Here is a 17037-nt window from a genome sequence, read left to right as displayed (position 1 = left end):
ATGAAATTTCTTGAATTAAATAAAAAACGTCATGCGACTAAGCATTTTACTGATAAGCCAGTTGATCCAAAAGATGTGCGTACGGCTATCGAAATTGCAACCTTGGCTCCAAGCGCCCACAACAGTCAGCCTTGGAAATTTGTGGTGGTTCGTGAGAAAAATGCTGAACTGGCAAAATTGGCTTACGGTTCAAACTTTGAGCAAGTCGCAACTGCTCCTGTAACTATTGCCTTATTTACAGATACTGACCTAGCAAAACGTGCTCGCAAGATTGCCCGTGTTGGTGGAGCAAAGAATTTCTCAGAAGAACAGCTTCAGTACTTTATGAAAAATCTTCCAGCAGAGTTTGCACGTTACAATGAACAACAAGTGAGTGACTACTTGGCCCTCAATGCGGGGCTTGTAGCTATGAACCTAGTTTTGGCTCTGACAGACCAAGGAATCGGTTCAAATATTATCCTTGGTTTTGATAAATCAAAAGCCAATGAAGTCTTGGAAATCGAAGAACGCTTCCGTCCAGAGCTGTTGATTACAGTAGGCTACACAGACGAGAAGCTGGAGCCAAGTTACCGCTTGCCAGTAGATGAAATTATCGAAAAAAGATAGGAAGTAAAAATGACAGTTATTGATTTTACAGCAGAAGTAGAAAAACGCAAAGAAGCCCTCTTGGCTGACCTATTCAGTCTATTGGAAATTAATTCAGAACGTGATGACAGCAAGGCTGATGCGCAACATCCTTTTGGACCTGGTCCAGTGAAAGCCTTGGAAAAATTCCTTGAAATCGCAGACCGTGATGGTTACCCAACAAAAAATGTTGACAACTATGCAGGACATTTTGAGTTTGGTCAAGGAGAAGAAGTTCTCGGAATCTTTGCCCACATGGACGTAGTGCCTGCTGGTAGCGGTTGGGATACAGATCCATACACACCAACTATCAAAGATGGTCGCCTTTATGCGCGTGGTGCTTCTGATGACAAGGGACCTACAACAGCTTGTTACTATGGTTTGAAAATCATCAAAGAATTGGGCCTTCCAACTTCTAAGAAAGTTCGCTTTATTGTCGGAACTGATGAAGAATCAGGTTGGGCAGATATGGACTACTACTTTGAACATGTAGGACTAGCAAAACCAGACTTTGGTTTCTCTCCAGATGCTGAATTCCCAATCATCAATGGTGAAAAAGGAAATATCACAGAATATCTCCATTTTGCAGGTGAAAATACTGGTGCAGCTCGTCTTCACAGCTTCTCAGGTGGTTTGCGTGAAAACATGGTTCCTGAATCAGCAACTGCAGTCGTTTCAGGTGACTTGGCTGACTTGCAAGCGAAACTAGATGCTTTTGTTGCAGAGCACAAACTTAGAGGAGAAATCCAAGAAGAAAATGGTCAGTATAAGGTTACGATTATCGGTAAATCTGCCCACGGTGCTATGCCTGCTTCAGGTGTCAATGGTGCAACTTATCTTGCCCTCTTCCTCAGCCAGTTTGCTTTTGAAGGACCTGCAAAAGACTACCTTGACATTGCTGGTAAGATTCTCTTAAATGACCATGAAGGCAAAAACTTGAAAGTGGCTCATGTGGATGAAAAGATGGGTGCTCTTTCTATGAATGCCGGTGTCTTCCGCTTTGACGAAGCAAGTGCTGATAATACCATTGCCCTCAACTTCCGTTATCCAAAAGGAACGAGCCCAGAGCAAATCAAGTCAGTTCTTGAAGACTTGCCAGTTGTTTCTGTTAGCTTATCAGAACATGGTCACACACCTCACTATGTATCAATGGAAGATCCACTTGTGCAAACCTTGTTGAATGTCTATGAAAAGCAAACAGGTCTTCAAGGTCACGAGCAAGTTATCGGTGGTGGTACTTTTGGTCGCTTGCTTGAACGTGGGGTTGCCTACGGTGCCATGTTCCCAGACTCAATTGACACCATGCACCAAGCCAATGAATTTATCGCCTTGGACGATCTCTTCCGAGCAGCAGCAATCTATGCCGAAGCTATTTACGAATTGATCAAATAAAACGATAGAAGTCTGAGATGGTATGCTTAGACTTCTTTTTGGAGGGAAAGTAGATGTCTCAAATCGAAAGAATCAAGCAGGATATCATGGCGGATTCGCAGAATGCCAGCTATACCGAACGCGGGATAGAGCCTCTCTTTGCAGCGCCAAAGACTGCTCGCATCAATATCATCGGTCAGGCACCGGGACTTAAAACCCAAGAAGCTGGCCTTTACTGGAAAGATAAGAGTGGTGATCGTCTGCGGGACTGGCTAGGCGTGGATGAAGACACTTTTTACAATTCAGGCTATTTTGCTGTTTTGCCTATGGATTTCTATTTTCCAGGACATGGCAAGTCGGGTGATTTACCGCCGCGAACTGGCTTTGCAGAAAAATGGCATCCGCAGCTCTTGAAAGAATTGCCCGATATTCAATTGACCCTCTTGATTGGGCAATATGCCCAGGCCTACTATTTAAAGGAGAAAGTCAGTGGTAAGGTGACAGAACGGGTAAAATATTACCAGAACTACTTGCCAACCTATTTTCCACTGGTACACCCATCACCACGAAATCAAATCTGGATGGCCAAAAATCCTTGGTTTGAGTCAGAAGTGGTGCCAGATTTGAAAAAAAGAATTAAAACTATTTTAGGAGAAAAAGAATGAAAGAAATTTCCTTTGACGCATTTTACCAGCTTTACCAAAACGACCAACTTTCTCTAGTGGACGTGAGAGAAGTGGAAGAGTTTGAAACTCTTCATTTAGAAGGTGCCCACAACCTACCGCTGAGTCAATTGGCTGATATATATGATCAGTTGGACAAGAACCACTTGCATTATGTCATTTGCAAATCTGGAATGAGATCGGCGCGTGCTTGCCAATTCCTATCAGAACAAGGTTATGAGGTTATCAATGTCCAAGGTGGCATGACTGCCTTTGAAGAACTCTAAACGTATTTCTCCTACTTGGTGTGATCTGGGTAGGAGAGTTTTATTTTTAGATAATTCTCGTTTTTCTGAATCTTGAAAACATTCAATATTTACTTCGTGAAGCTTTTTTCATACTCCTATTCATGATATACTAGGTCAGTATTTTATAAATATGAAGGAGATTTACATGGCTAAAAAAGGTGCCCTAACAGGTTTACTCCTGTTTGGAATATTTTTTGGTGCGGGGAACTTGATTTTTCCGCCTTCTCTAGGTGCTCTATCTGGAGAACATTTTCTTCCTGCCATCGCAGGTTTTGTCTTTTCAGGTGTCGGTATCGCCGTCTTGACTCTTATTATTGGAACGCTAAATCCTAAAGGATATATCTACGAGATTTCAACAAAGATAGCGCCTTGGTTTGCGACTCTTTACCTCTCAGTTCTTTACTTGTCAATTGGTCCATTCTTTGCTATCCCACGTACCGCTACAACAGCTTACGAAGTAGGGATTAGCCCACTTTTGTCGGATGCAAATAAAGGTCTTGGTTTGATTGTCTTTACTGTTTTGTATTTCGCGGCAGCGTATCTAATTTCGCTTAATCCATCAAAAATCTTGGACCGTATCGGCCGTATTTTAACGCCAGTTTTTGCGATTTTGATTGTTATCTTGGTTGTTCTAGGAGCTATCAAATACGGTGGAACAAGCCCTCAAGCTGCCTCAGCTGCTTATCTAGCTTCTGCTTTTGGTACAGGTTTCCTAGAAGGTTACAATACCTTGGATGCCCTTGCCTCAGTTGCCTTCAGTGTAATCGCAGTTCAAACCTTGAAACAGCTTGGATTTTCAAGTAAGAAAGAATACATTTCAACCATTTGGGTTGTTGGTATCGTTGTTGCCCTTGCCTTCAGCGCTCTTTACATCGGTTTAGGTTTCCTTGGAAATCATTTCCCAGTACCAGCTGAAGCGATGAAGGGTGGAACACCAGGTGTTTACATCTTGTCACAAGCTACCCAAGAAATCTTTGGCTCAACAGCTCAACTCTTCCTGGCAGCTATGGTTACTGTAACCTGCTTCACAACGACAGTTGGACTGATTGTGTCAACAGCTGAGTTCTTTAATGAACGCTTCCCACAAATCAGCTACAAGGTTTATGCGACAGCTTTTACCTTGATTGGATTTGCCATTGCCAATTTGGGTCTTGATGCGATTATCAAGTACTCAATTCCAGTACTAGTTATCTTGTATCCAATCACGATTGCCATCGTTATGATTGTTATTGTCAACAAATTTGTCGCTCTTTCAAAACCAGGTATGCAGTTGACAATTGCTGTTGTTACAGCTATTGCCATTGCAAGCGTACTAGGAAGCTCATTTAAGGTTGAGTTTCTTGCAAATCTTGTCAATGCTCTTCCTTTTGCCAAGGCATCTCTTCCATGGTTGGTGCCAGCCATCGTCGGAATTTTGCTCTCATTGGTTCTACCAAACAAGCAAGAAAGCGATGTTTTTGAAATGGAATAATGATAATACTCAATGAAAATCAAAGAGCAAACTAGGAAGCTAGCCGCAGGTTGCTCAAAACACTGTTTTGAGGTTGCAGATGGAAGCTGACGTGGTTTGAAGAGATTTTTGAAGAGTATAAAATCACTTTTGTAGCCAAGTCTACAGGAGTGATTTTCTTTTTTTATCCGATGATAAATGTGTTATAATAGGTAGCAAAAGAGGTGAAGAAATGAATCAAACAGTAGAATATATCAAAGAACTAACAGCCATTGCGTCGCCAACGGGCTTCACTCGTGAGATTGCGGACTATTTAGTCAAAACTTTAGAAGGTTTTGGGTACCAGCCGGTTCGCACAGCCAAGGGCGGTGTCAATGTAACCATCAAAGGTCAAAATGACGAAGAGCACCGCTATGTGACTGCTCATGTGGATACCCTAGGTGCCATTGTCCGTGCTGTCAAACCAGATGGCCGTCTCAAATTGGATCGTATAGGTGGTTTCCCTTGGAACATGATTGAAGGAGAAAACTGTACCGTTCATGTAGCAAGTACAGGTCAAAAGATATCGGGAACCATCCTCATCCACCAAACTTCTTGCCATGTCTACAAGGATGCAGGAACTGCAGAACGCACGCAGGATAATATGGAAGTGCGTTTAGACGCAAAAGTAACCAATGAAAAAGAAACTCGTGCCTTGGGGATTGAGGTCGGTGATTTTATCAGCTTTGATCCACGAACTGTCGTGACAGAGACAGGTTTTATCAAGTCTCGTCATTTGGATGATAAGGTCAGCGCAGCGATTCTGCTCAATCTGCTTCGTATTTATAAGGAAGAGAAGATTGAATTGCCAGTAACAACCCATTTTGCTTTTTCAGTTTTTGAAGAAGTGGGACACGGTGCCAACTCTAATATTCCTGCTCAGGTAGTAGAATATCTGGCTGTTGATATGGGAGCTATGGGAGATGACCAGCAGACAGATGAGTACACAGTATCTATCTGTGTCAAGGATGCTTCAGGTCCTTATCACTATGACCTCCGTCAACATTTGGTGGCCTTGGCGAAAACCCAAGATATTCCATTTAAGCTGGACATCTATCCATTTTATGGTTCGGATGCTTCAGCGGCTATGTCTGCAGGGGCAGAAGTCAAACATGCCCTTCTCGGTGCTGGTATCGAGTCTAGTCATTCTTATGAGCGCACTCATATTGACTCAGTGGTCGCAACAGAACGTATGGTTGATGCTTATCTTAAGAGTGGATTGGTAGACTAATATGTGTCTTATTTGCCAGAGAATTGAATTCATCAAGAAGGGAGAAAATCCCTATTTTGTCAAAGAGTTGGAAACAGGCTATCTTGTCATTGGAGACCACCAGTATTTTGAAGGCTATAGTCTCTTTCTAGCCAAGGAGCATGTCACCGAATTGCATCATTTAGAGAAGAAAACTAGAATCCGTTTTCTAGAGGAAATGAGTTTAGTCCAAGAGGCAGTTGCTAAGGCCTTTACTGCTGAGAAAATCAATATCGAGCTTTTAGGCAATGGCGATGCCCATCTTCATTGGCACATTTTCCCTAGACGAACAGGTGACATGAATGGTCACGGCCTCAAGGGACGTGGTCCAGTCTGGTGGGTTCCTTTTGAAGAAATGACAGCAGAAACCTGCCAAGCAAAACCGGATGAGATTGAAAAATTAGTCAAATGATTGTTGTCAGAAGTAGATAAACTATTAGAAATAAAGGAGTAGAAATGAAAAAAAGATACCTTGTCTTGACAGCCTTGCTAGCCTTGAGTTTAGCAGCTTGTTCACAAGAAAAAGCAAAAAATGAAGACGGAGCAGCTAAAACAGAACAAACTGCCAAAGCTGATGGAACAGTCGGAAGTAAGTCTCAAGGGGCTGCCCAGAAAAAAGCAGAGGTGGTCAATAAAGGAGACTATTACAGCATCCAAGGAAAATACGATGAAATTATTGTAGCAAATAAACACTATCCCTTGTCAAAAGACTACAATCCAGGGGAAAATCCAACAGCCAAGGCTGAGTTGGTCAAACTCATCAAAGCTATGCAAGAGGCAGGTTTCCCGATTAGCGACCATTATAGTGGTTTTAGAAGTTATGAAACTCAGACCAAGCTCTATCAAGATTATGTCAACCAAGATGGGAAGGCAGCAGCTGACCGTTACTCTGCCCGTCCTGGCTATAGCGAACACCAAACAGGTTTGGCCTTTGATGTTATTGGGACTGATGGTGATTTGGTAACAGAGGGAAAAGCAGCCCAATGGCTCTTGGACCATGCGGCTGATTATGGTTTTATTGTCCGTTATCTCAAAGGCAAGGAAAAGGAAACAGGCTATATGGCTGAAGAATGGCACCTTCGTTATGTCGGAAAAGAAGCAAAAGAAATTGCTGAGAGTGGTCTCAGTTTGGAAGAGTACTATGGCTTTGAAGGCGGAGATTACGTAGATTAAAAAATAAACTTTTCTCTTGCAATTCTAGATAAATAGTGTATAATAGATGAGTATGTGTAAAGCATACTTGTGGGAGGTAAAAATCTCTAATTACCGCCAAAACCACAAAGGAGGATTTAAAAATGGCTAAAAAAGTCGAAAAACTTGTAAAATTGCAAATCCCTGCTGGTAAAGCTACACCAGCTCCACCGGTTGGACCTGCTCTTGGTCAAGCTGGTATCAACATCATGGGATTCACAAAAGAGTTCAACGCTCGTACAGCTGACCAAGCTGGTATGATCATTCCAGTTGTTATCTCAGTTTATGAAGATAAATCATTTACTTTCATCACCAAAACACCACCAGCTGCTGTTCTTTTGAAAAAAGCTGCAGGTGTTGAAAAAGGATCAGGTACACCTAACAAAACTAAAGTTGCTACAGTTACTCGTGCGCAAGTACAAGAAATTGCAGAAACTAAGATGCCAGATTTGAACGCAGCAAACGTAGAGTCTGCAATGCGTATGATCGAAGGTACTGCTCGTTCTATGGGATTCACTGTTGTTGACTAATCAATAACACCCCCAATATAACCCGCAAGACTTCATCATTTCGAGAAGTGACGTGGGAGATGAAAATCGATTGAACCACTTACAAGGAGAATAGAAAATGGCTAAAAAAAGCAAACAACTTCGTGCTGCTCTTGAGAAAATCGACAGCACAAAAGCATACAGCGTAGAAGAAGCTGTAGCACTTGCAAAAGAAACTAACTTTGCAAAATTTGACGCAACTGTAGAAGTTGCTTACAACTTGAATATCGACGTTAAAAAAGCTGACCAACAAATCCGTGGAGCAATGGTATTGCCAAACGGTACTGGTAAAACTTCACGCGTTCTTGTTTTCGCACGTGGTGCAAAAGCTGAAGAAGCAAAAGCTGCTGGTGCAGACTTTGTTGGTGAAGATGACCTTGTTGCTAAAATCAACGACGGTTGGTTGGACTTCGACGTAGTTATCGCTACACCTGACATGATGGCTCTTGTTGGACGTCTTGGACGTGTCCTTGGACCACGTAACTTGATGCCAAACCCTAAAACTGGTACTGTAACTATGGATGTTGCTAAAGCAGTTGAAGAGTCTAAAGGTGGTAAAATCACTTACCGTGCTGACCGTGCAGGTAACGTTCAAGCGATCATCGGTAAAGTATCATTTGAAGCTGAAAAATTGGTTGAAAACTTTAAAGCTTTCAACGAAACAATCCAAAAAGCAAAACCAGCTACAGCTAAAGGAACTTACGTAACAAACTTGACTATCACAACTACTCAAGGTGTTGGTATCAAAGTTGACGTAAACTCACTTTAATCAGTAGTTTATATCAGAGAACGAGTACGAAAGTGCTCGTTTTTTGCTTGCTTTTGCATCCAAAGAAGGGAGAACTGAACTATTTTGCATCTGACTTGAAAAAGGAAATGGAGTTTTGCTTCCTTCTTTACTAGAAAATATGGTATAATAGAGAGTAAAAACTTTGAAAGAAAGAAAAAAGATGAATTTAAAAGATTATATTGCAACAATTGAAAATTATCCAAAGGAGGGTATTACCTTCCGAGATATCAGTCCTTTGATGGCTGATGGAAATGCTTATAGCTATGCTGTTCGTGAAATCGTTCAGTATGCTACTGACAAGAAAATCGACATGATCGTGGGACCTGAAGCTCGTGGTTTTATCGTGGGCTGTCCAGTTGCATTTGAGTTGGGAATTGGTTTCGCGCCTGTTCGTAAGCCAGGTAAATTGCCACGCGAAGTCATTTCTGCTGACTATGAAAAAGAGTACGGTGTTGATACCTTGACTATGCATGCTGACGCTATCAAGCCAGGTCAACGAGTTCTTATCGTGGATGACCTCTTGGCAACAGGTGGAACTGTTAAGGCAACTATCGAGATGATTGAAAAACTTGGTGGTGTTGTAGCAGGTTGTGCTTTCCTTGTTGAATTGGATGAATTGAACGGCCGTGAAAAAATCGGTGACTACGATTACAAAGTTCTCATGCATTATTAATGAAAAACAGTCCCTAGGGCTGTTTTCTCTACATTAGGATATAAAAATAGACTATAGCTAGTTAGAGAAAAACTATAATTGAAAACTATATCTTCTTGCAGTATAATAAAAGGACTAAGTGTTTGAGATTTGACTTCAAACACATTCAATTATTTCTAAAAGAGTACAGTTAGGAGAAGGTTATGCCGATTAGAATTGATAAAAAATTGCCAGCTGTTGAGATTTTACGGACAGAGAATATCTTTGTCATGGATGATCAACGTGCGGCCCACCAAGATATCCGTCCCTTGAAAATTTTGATTTTAAACCTAATGCCCAAAAAAGTGGTCACAGAGACCCAGTTGTTACGGCATTTAGCAAATACTCCTTTGCAATTGGACATAGACTTTCTCTATATGGAGAGCCACCGTTCCAAGACGACTCGTGCAGAGCACATGGAGACCTTTTATAAAACTTTTCCTGAAGTCAAGGACGAGTATTTTGATGGGATGATTATCACAGGGGCTCCGATTGAGCATTTACCATTTGAGGAAGTGGACTATTGGGAGGAATTCAGTCAGGTGCTTGAGTGGTCCAAGACCCATGTCTATTCGACCCTTCATATCTGTTGGGGTGCTCAGGCTGGGCTTTATCTGCGTTATGGAGTGGAAAAATACCAGATGGACAGTAAGTTATCGGGTATCTATCCTCAAGATACTTTAAAAGAAGGGCATCTTCTTTTTAGAGGCTTTGACGATAGCTATGTATCTCCTCATTCACGGCACACGGAGATTTCTAAGGAAGAGGTCTTAAACAAAACCAATCTCGAGATTTTATCAGAGGGTCCTCAGGTTGGGGTTTCGATTTTGGCTAGTCGTGATTTACGAGAAATTTATAGTTTTGGGCATTTGGAATATGATCGTGATACCTTAGCAAAAGAGTATTTCCGAGATCGTGATGCAGGTTTGGATCCACATATTCCAGAAAATTACTTTAAGGATGATGATGTCAACCAGACACCTTGTCTTTGTTGGTCTTCATCTGCAGCTCTCTTTTTCAGTAACTGGGTGAATTATGCAGTCTATCAGGAAACCCCTTTTGACTGGAGAAAAATAGAAGATGATGCATCTGCATTTGGGTATTTATAAGAGGAATTATGACATATTTAGACGCTTTTAAATCAGGGAACTTGGTTTTACCGAGTGCCCTGCTCTTGCATTTTAAGGAACTCTTTCCTTCTAGCGACGATTTTCTGGTCTGGCAATTTTTCTATTTGCAAAATACGACAGGTTTGGAAGAGATGTCTCCAAGCCAGATTGCTGAAAGGATTGGCAAGGAAATTTCGGATGTCAATCAGGCTATTTCCAATCTGACGGAGAGGGGACTGCTTCAGTATCGAACTATCGAATTGAATGGTGAAATTGAATTGCTTTTTGATGCTAGTTTGGCATTAGAACGTTTGGATGACCTGCTTGGAGTAGTTCATTCAAGTTCAGACCAGCTGACACCCCAAAACCAGCTTAAGGATTTGGTGGAAACTTTCCAGCAGGAGTTAGGGCGCTTATTGACTCCTTTTGAGATTGAGGATTTGACCAAGACGCTAAAGGAAGATGGAACCAGTGCTGACTTGATTAAGGAAGCTCTTCGTGAAGCGGTTTTGAATGGCAAACCAAACTGGAAGTACATTCAGGCGATTTTGAGAAATTGGCGCCATGAAGGTATCAAAAGTGTGGCTCAAATCGAGGCTAAACGGGCAGAGAGAGAAGCAAGCAATCCTCAGTTGACACAGGTATCTGCAGATTTTAGAAATGCTATGGATCTCTGGAAGGATTAATCCTTGTAAGCAGGCTTGAAATCCGAGTAAGATTTGCAAGCTGTGTCTAATTGTGATAAAATAAATAGAAAATAAAATGAAAAAAGAGGTATGTGAAATGTCACGTAAACCATTTATCGCTGGTAACTGGAAAATGAACAAAAATCCAGAAGAAGCTAAAGCATTCGTTGAAGCAGTTGCATCAAAACTTCCTTCATCAGATCTTGTTGAAGCAGGTATCGCAGCTCCAGCTCTTGATTTGACAACTGTTCTTGCTGCTGCAAAAGGTTCAAACCTTAAAGTTGCTGCTCAAAACTGCTACTTTGAAAATGCAGGTGCTTTCACTGGTGAAACAAGCCCACAAGTTTTGAAAGAAATCGGTACTGACTACGTTGTTATCGGTCACTCAGAACGTCGTGACTACTTCCATGAAACTGACGAAGATATCAACAAAAAAGCAAAAGCAATCTTTGCAAACGGTATGCTTCCAATCATCTGTTGTGGTGAGTCTCTTGAAACTTACGAAGCTGGTAAAGCTGCTGAATTCGTAGGTGCTCAAGTTTCAGCAGCTCTTGCAGGATTGACTGCAGAACAAGTAGCTTCAACAGTTATCGCTTATGAGCCAATCTGGGCTATCGGTACTGGTAAATCAGCTTCACAAGACGACGCACAAAAAATGTGTAAAGTTGTTCGTGACGTTGTAGCCGCTGACTTTGGTCAAGAAGTTGCGGACAAAGTTCGTGTTCAATATGGTGGTTCAGTTAAACCTGAAAACGTTGCTTCATACATGGCTTGCCCAGACGTTGACGGTGCCCTTGTTGGTGGTGCGTCACTTGAAGCAGAGAGCTTCTTGGCTTTGCTTGACTTTGTAAAATAATTAGTAAGCAGCAAAAGCTAGGTGGAACAGCATTCAGGTGTCTGTTCCATTTTTTATAGGAGAGGAAAGATTGAAAACAAAGATTGGTAAAATTGGATTAGCAAGTCTCTGTTTACTGGGTTTGGCAGTTAATCATGTCGCTGCAAATGAAGCTGAAGTGAAAGCATCTTCGGAAGAAAGCAGTGTTCAAGCTTCTTCTGGTAAGTTAGAAGAAAAGAAATCAGAAACGACTGCAAGTCAAAAAGAAGAAGAGAAAAAAGTTGAGACTTCTTCTAGTCAGCGTCAAGAGAAAAAGGAAGAAGTAAAAGAGACGCGAGCTAGTAGTCAGAAAGAAGAAAGTAAGCCAAATTCGACATCAGCACATTGGGAAGGTGACTTCTATGTAAAAGCAGATGGTTCAAAAGCTAAGAGCGAGTGGATTTTCGATACTAGCTACAAGGCTTGGTTCTATATAAAAGCAGATGGTCGTTATGCCCAAAAAGAATGGCATGGGAACTATTACCTCAAAGCGGGTGGTTACATGGCTAAAAATGAATGGGTTTACGATGACCATTATAAAAGCTGGTTCTACCTCAAGGCAGACGGTTCTTATGCAGATCAAGAATGGCAGAAAATCAATGGCAAATGGTACTATTTTAAGAAGTGGGGCTATATGGCTAAAAGTCAGTGGCAAGGAAATTATTTCTTGAATGGTCAAGGTGCCATGATGCAAAACGAATGGCTTTACGATCATCATTATAAGAGTAAGTTCTATCTTAAGGCGGATGGTTCTTACGCTAATGAACAGTGGCAAAAGATTGATGGCAAGTGGTATTATTTCAAGAAGTGGGGATACATGGCTCAAGATGAGTGGCATGGAAATTACTACCTTACTGAAAGTGGTGCTATGGCAACAGGTGAGTTAATTATGGACGATACTCGCTATACTTTTGCTGATTCAGGGGAACTGAAAGAAAAGAAAGCCTTGAATGTTGGTTGGGTTTATCGAAACGGACACCGTTACTTCTTTAACCATCGTGAAGAACAGGTCGGAACAGACCGGGCTAAGAAGGTTATCGATGTCAGCGAGCACAATGGCCACATTAGTGATTGGAAAAAGGTTATCCAGGAAAATGGGGTTGATGGCGTTATTGTTCGTCTGGGATATAGCGGTGTAGAAGATAAGGAATTGGCTTACAATATTCAAGAACTTAATCGTCAGGGTATTCCTTATGGTGTCTATCTTTATACCTATGCCGAAAATGAAAAAGATGCTGAGGATGATGCCAATCAGACTATTGAACTCTTGAAAAAATACAAGATGAACTTGTCATATCCTATCTACTATGATGTTGAGAACTGGGAATATGTCAATAAAAGTAAGAGAGCTCCAAGTGATACTGGAATCTGGATCAAGATTATCAATAAGTATATGGAAACCATGAAGCAGGCTGGTTACCAAAATGTGAAAGTTTATAGCTATCGCCAACTCTTGCAAACTCGTTTGAATCATCCAGATATTTTACAACATGTCAACTGGGTTGCAGCCTATACGGATGCACTTGATTGGAATAATCCTCATTATTCAGGAGAAAAAGGATGGCAATATTCTTCATCTGAATACCTAAAAGGAATCCGAGGTCGTGTTGATATTAGTGTTTGGTATTAAGATGTAAAACCGAGAAAAGAGTGTACAATTGTATGCTCTTTTCTTTATTTTATCTCTGTTAAGAGAGTTTGAAAGTGACTGTGTTTTATTTTAAAAAATTCTTAAATTATCAGTCTATTGCAACTTTTCTCATGTGGGTCATTTGGCTTGCTATTGGTTTTTCTTAGTGGTATACTAAAGTAGTAATCATTAAGAAGTGGTTACAAAAAATAATGAACGAGGTAAAGAAAATGGTAGAATTGAAAAAAGAAGCAGTAAAAGATGTAGCATCATTAACAAAATCAGCGCCAGTAGCATTGGCAAAAACAAAGGAAGTATTGAATCAAGCTGTTGCTGATTTATACGTGGCTCACGTGGCTTTGCACCAAGTACACTGGTACATGCGTGGTCGTGGTTTCCTTGTATGGCATCCAAAAATGGATGAGTACATGGATGCTCTTGATGGTCACTTGGATGAAATCAGCGAACGCTTGATTACACTTGGTGGAAGCCCATTCTCTACATTGACAGAATTCCTTCAAAACAGTGAAATCGAAGAAGAAGTTGGAGAGTTCCGCAATGTAGAAGAAAGTTTGGAACGTGTCCTTGAAATTTATCGTTACCTCATCACTCTTTTCCAAGAAGCTTTGGATGTGACAGATAAAGAAGGCGATGATGTAACCAATGATATCTTTGTTGGAGCTAAGGCTGACCTTGAAAAAACAGTCTGGATGCTTGCTGCAGAACTTGGACAAGCACCTGGTTTGTAAGAAATAGAATAATCATATAAAAATCTGTAGGAATTTTCTTACAGATTTTTTCTATTCTGTAAGCTATTCCAAACCAGTCTTTTTTTGAGTTTTTTGATAAAATAGTACTATCAGTGAAAAGGATGGAAGCATGACTAAGAAAATCGTAGCTATTTGGGCCCAGGATGAAGAGGGTGTGATTGGTAAGGACAATCGTCTGCCCTGGTATTTGCCAGCAGAATTGCAACACTTCAAAGAAACAACTCTGAATCATGCTATCTTGATGGGGCGTGTGACCTTTGATGGGATGGGACGTCGCTTGCTTCCAAAACGGGAGACACTGATTTTGACTCGTAACCCAGAAGAAAAGATAGACGAGGTTGTTACTTTTCAGGATGTCCAGTCTGTTCTTGACTGGTATCAGGGTCAAGACAAGAATCTCTATATTATCGGTGGGAAGCAGATTTTTCAGGCTTTTGAACCCTATTTGGATGAAGTGATTGTGACTCACATTCATACTCGGGTGGAGGGAGATACCTATTTTCCTGAAGAGTTTGATCTGTCTCTTTTTGAGACAGTTTCAAGCAAATCCTATAGCAAAGATGAGAAAAATCCTTATGATTTTACCATCCAATACCGCAAGAGAAAGGAAGTCTAATGGAACGTAGTATATTTGGTTTTTTCACAGCCATGTTGTGTTTGGTCTGTTTGCTTGCTGGAGCACAGGCTTTTCGTAAAAAGCGTTATGGACTTTCTGTCCTGCTCTGGTTAAATGCCTTTACCAATTTGGTCAATAGTGTTCATGCCTTTTACATGACCTTATTTTAGATAGAATGATAGTATAGAATAGAACGGAAGGAAATCATGCCTACAACTAGGAATAATGATATGATGGTTTATTGCTCATTTTGTGGCAAAAGCCAAGAAGAAGTACAAAAAATAATCGCAGGCAACAACGCCTTTATCTGTAATGAATGTGTAGAGTTAGCCCAGGAAATCATTCGGGAGGAGTTGGCTGAGGAAGTCTTGGCAGACTTGTCAGAAGTTCCAAAACCAATCGAACTTCTCCATATCTTGAACCACTATGTAATCGGTCAAGATCGTGCCAAGCGTGCCTTGGCTGTGGCGGTTTACAACCACTACAAACGCATCAATTTCCACGATACGCGTGAAGAGTCAGAAGATGTGGATTTGCAGAAGTCAAACATATTGATGATTGGCCCAACTGGTTCAGGGAAAACATTCCTTGCTCAGACCTTGGCTAAGAGCTTGAATGTGCCTTTTGCTATTGCAGATGCGACTGCTCTTACTGAGGCTGGTTATGTGGGTGAGGACGTGGAAAATATCCTCCTCAAACTCTTGCAGGCTGCTGACTTTAACATCGAACGTGCAGAGCGCGGGATTATCTACGTGGATGAAATTGACAAGATTGCTAAGAAGAGCGAGAACGTATCGATAACACGTGACGTTTCTGGTGAAGGGGTGCAACAAGCCCTTCTTAAGATTATCGAGGGAACTGTTGCCAGCGTACCGCCTCAAGGTGGACGCAAGCATCCGCAACAAGAAATGATTCAAGTGGATACTAAAAATATCCTCTTCATCGTGGGTGGTGCCTTTGATGGTATTGAAGAAATCGTCAAACAACGTCTGGGTGAAAAGGTTATCGGTTTTGGTCAAAATAACAAGGCGATTGACGAAAACAGCTCTTACATGCAAGAAATCATCGCAGAAGATATTCAAAAATTCGGGATTATCCCTGAGTTGATTGGACGTTTGCCTGTCTTTGCAGCTCTTGAGCAATTGACGGTTGAAGACTTGGTTCGCATCTTAAAAGAACCAAGAAATGCCTTGGTCAAACAATACCAAACCTTGCTTTCTTATGATGATGTCGAGTTGGAATTTGACGACGAAGCCCTTCAAGAAATTGCTAATAAAGCCATTGAACGCAAGACAGGGGCGCGTGGTCTTCGCTCGATTATCGAAGAAACCATGCTGGACGTTATGTTTGAAGTACCGAGTCAGGAAAATGTGAAATTGGTCCGCATCACAAAAGAAGCTGTCGATGGAACGGCTAAGCCAATTCTAGAGACAGCCTAGAGGTGACTATGGAACTTAATACACACAATGCAGAAATCTTACTCAGTGCGGCAAATAAGTCCCACTATCCGCAGGATGAACTGCCAGAGATTGCCCTAGCAGGGCGTTCCAATGTTGGTAAGTCTAGCTTTATCAATACCATGCTGAACCGTAAGAATCTGGCTCGTACGTCAGGGAAGCCTGGGAAAACCCAGTTACTCAACTTCTTTAATATTGACGACAAGATGCGCTTTGTGGATGTGCCTGGCTATGGCTATGCCCGCGTTTCCAAAAAGGAACGTGAAAAGTGGGGGCGTATGATTGAAGAGTATCTAACAACTCGGGAAAATCTCCGTGTGGTAGTCAGTTTGGTGGATCTTCGTCATGACCCGTCAGCAGATGATGTGCAGATGTACGAATTTCTCAAGTACTATGAGATTCCGGTCATCATCGTTGCGACTAAGGCAGACAAGATTCCTCGTGGTAAATGGAACAAGCATGAATCAGCAATCAAAAAGAAATTAAACTTTGACCCAAGTGACGACTTCATCCTCTTTTCATCTGTCAGCAAGGCAGGGATGGATGAGGCTTGGGATGCAATCTTAGAAAAATTGTGAGGAAAAGAAATGGCAAAAACAATTCATACAGATAAAGCTCCAAAGGCTATCGGGCCTTATGTTCAAGGAAAAATCGTTGGCAATCTTTTGTTTGCTAGCGGTCAAGTTCCCCTATCTCCTGAAACTGGGGAAATCGTTGGAGAAACAATCCAAGAACAGACAGAACAAGTCTTGAAAAACATCGGTGCTATTTTGGCAGAAGCAGGAACAGATTTTGACCATGTTGTCAAAACAACTTGCTTCTTGAGCGATATGAAAGACTTTGTTCCTTTTAACGAGGTTTACCAAACGGCCTTCAAAGAGGAATTTCCAGCTCGTTCAGCTGTGGAAGTAGCTCGTCTTCCTCGTGATGTAAAAGTCGAAATTGAAGTCATCGCAGAGATTGGATAAGCTA

The 17037-nt window shown here is 41.5% G+C and carries 21 protein-coding genes; all 21 read left to right on the top strand.

Features of this window, described 5'->3' with window-relative positions:
- The 21 genes from M1F37_RS02560 to M1F37_RS02460 all read left to right on the top strand — a co-directional run bounded on the left by M1F37_RS02560 (position 1) and on the right by M1F37_RS02460 (position 17033).
- Positions 1-606, top strand: a complete 606-nt coding sequence (locus M1F37_RS02560) for a nitroreductase family protein (RefSeq protein ID WP_247934595.1) — start codon at positions 1-3, stop codon at positions 604-606.
- A gap of 9 nt (positions 607-615) precedes the next feature.
- A complete protein-coding gene (gene pepV / locus M1F37_RS02555; RefSeq protein ID WP_247934594.1) occupies positions 616-2016 on the top strand; it encodes a dipeptidase PepV in 1401 nt (466 codons plus the stop codon).
- Between the two features lie 53 nt (positions 2017-2069).
- Positions 2070-2660, top strand: coding sequence for a uracil-DNA glycosylase family protein (locus M1F37_RS02550; RefSeq protein ID WP_247934593.1), 591 nt, complete (start codon positions 2070-2072; stop codon positions 2658-2660).
- Positions 2657-2944, top strand: coding sequence for a rhodanese-like domain-containing protein (locus M1F37_RS02545; protein ID WP_247934592.1), 288 nt, complete (start codon positions 2657-2659; stop codon positions 2942-2944). The genes M1F37_RS02550 and M1F37_RS02545 overlap by 4 nt, the downstream gene beginning before the upstream one ends.
- A gap of 166 nt (positions 2945-3110) precedes the next feature.
- A complete protein-coding gene (gene brnQ, locus M1F37_RS02540) occupies positions 3111-4436 on the top strand; it encodes a branched-chain amino acid transport system II carrier protein (RefSeq protein WP_247934591.1) in 1326 nt (441 codons plus the stop codon).
- Positions 4437-4647: 211 nt separating this feature from the next.
- Positions 4648-5685 carry a M42 family metallopeptidase gene (locus M1F37_RS02535; RefSeq protein ID WP_247934590.1) on the top strand — a complete coding sequence of 346 codons (1038 nt, stop codon included), beginning with the start codon at positions 4648-4650 and terminating at the stop codon, positions 5683-5685.
- A 1-nt stretch (position 5686) separates the two neighbouring features.
- Positions 5687-6115 (top strand): HIT family protein, encoded by a 429-nt coding sequence (locus M1F37_RS02530; protein ID WP_247934589.1) that lies wholly within the window; start codon positions 5687-5689, stop codon positions 6113-6115.
- A gap of 44 nt (positions 6116-6159) precedes the next feature.
- Positions 6160-6876 (top strand): LD-carboxypeptidase LdcB/DacB, encoded by a 717-nt coding sequence (gene ldcB / locus M1F37_RS02525; protein ID WP_247934588.1) that lies wholly within the window; start codon positions 6160-6162, stop codon positions 6874-6876.
- A gap of 122 nt (positions 6877-6998) precedes the next feature.
- The gene (rplK, locus tag M1F37_RS02520; protein ID WP_001085807.1) at positions 6999-7424 is read left to right on the top strand and encodes a 50S ribosomal protein L11; all 426 of its coding nucleotides are present in this window, start codon (positions 6999-7001) and stop codon (positions 7422-7424) included.
- Positions 7425-7521: 97 nt separating this feature from the next.
- The gene (gene rplA, locus M1F37_RS02515; protein ID WP_001085675.1) at positions 7522-8211 is read left to right on the top strand and encodes a 50S ribosomal protein L1; all 690 of its coding nucleotides are present in this window, start codon (positions 7522-7524) and stop codon (positions 8209-8211) included.
- A gap of 181 nt (positions 8212-8392) precedes the next feature.
- Entirely contained in the window at positions 8393-8905 is a 513-nt protein-coding gene (locus M1F37_RS02510; protein WP_001049318.1) for an adenine phosphoribosyltransferase, read from the top strand.
- Between the two features lie 182 nt (positions 8906-9087).
- The gene (gene metA, locus M1F37_RS02505; protein ID WP_001122699.1) at positions 9088-10032 is read left to right on the top strand and encodes a homoserine O-acetyltransferase MetA; all 945 of its coding nucleotides are present in this window, start codon (positions 9088-9090) and stop codon (positions 10030-10032) included.
- An 8-nt stretch (positions 10033-10040) separates the two neighbouring features.
- A complete protein-coding gene (locus M1F37_RS02500; protein WP_247934587.1) occupies positions 10041-10718 on the top strand; it encodes a DnaD domain-containing protein in 678 nt (225 codons plus the stop codon).
- Positions 10719-10815: 97 nt separating this feature from the next.
- Entirely contained in the window at positions 10816-11574 is a 759-nt protein-coding gene (tpiA, locus tag M1F37_RS02495; RefSeq protein WP_247934586.1) for a triose-phosphate isomerase, read from the top strand.
- 37 nt (positions 11575-11611) lie between these two features.
- Positions 11612-13222, top strand: a complete 1611-nt coding sequence (gene lytC, locus M1F37_RS02490) for a GH25 family lysozyme (RefSeq protein WP_247934585.1) — start codon at positions 11612-11614, stop codon at positions 13220-13222.
- 230 nt (positions 13223-13452) lie between these two features.
- Positions 13453-13971 (top strand): Dps family protein, encoded by a 519-nt coding sequence (locus M1F37_RS02485; protein ID WP_000229863.1) that lies wholly within the window; start codon positions 13453-13455, stop codon positions 13969-13971.
- Between the two features lie 130 nt (positions 13972-14101).
- Positions 14102-14608, top strand: coding sequence for a dihydrofolate reductase (locus tag M1F37_RS02480; protein ID WP_247934584.1), 507 nt, complete (start codon positions 14102-14104; stop codon positions 14606-14608).
- Positions 14608-14778, top strand: coding sequence for a hypothetical protein (locus M1F37_RS02475; RefSeq protein WP_000442261.1), 171 nt, complete (start codon positions 14608-14610; stop codon positions 14776-14778). The genes M1F37_RS02480 and M1F37_RS02475 overlap by 1 nt, the downstream gene beginning before the upstream one ends.
- A 36-nt stretch (positions 14779-14814) precedes the next feature.
- On the top strand, positions 14815-16047 hold the full coding sequence (clpX, locus tag M1F37_RS02470; RefSeq protein WP_247934583.1) for an ATP-dependent Clp protease ATP-binding subunit ClpX: 1233 nt from the start codon (positions 14815-14817) through the stop codon (positions 16045-16047).
- 8 nt (positions 16048-16055) lie between these two features.
- A complete protein-coding gene (yihA, locus tag M1F37_RS02465; protein WP_247934582.1) occupies positions 16056-16643 on the top strand; it encodes a ribosome biogenesis GTP-binding protein YihA/YsxC in 588 nt (195 codons plus the stop codon).
- Positions 16644-16652: 9 nt separating this feature from the next.
- Positions 16653-17033 (top strand): RidA family protein, encoded by a 381-nt coding sequence (locus tag M1F37_RS02460; protein ID WP_247934581.1) that lies wholly within the window; start codon positions 16653-16655, stop codon positions 17031-17033.
- Positions 17034-17037 lie beyond the last annotated feature (4 nt).

The sequence above is a fragment of the Streptococcus mitis genome (assembly GCF_023109105.1).
Classification (GTDB): domain Bacteria; phylum Bacillota; class Bacilli; order Lactobacillales; family Streptococcaceae; genus Streptococcus; species Streptococcus mitis_BW.
The sequence above is the reverse complement of the archived record's forward strand: the minus strand, read 5'-3'. Positions and strand labels throughout refer to the sequence as shown.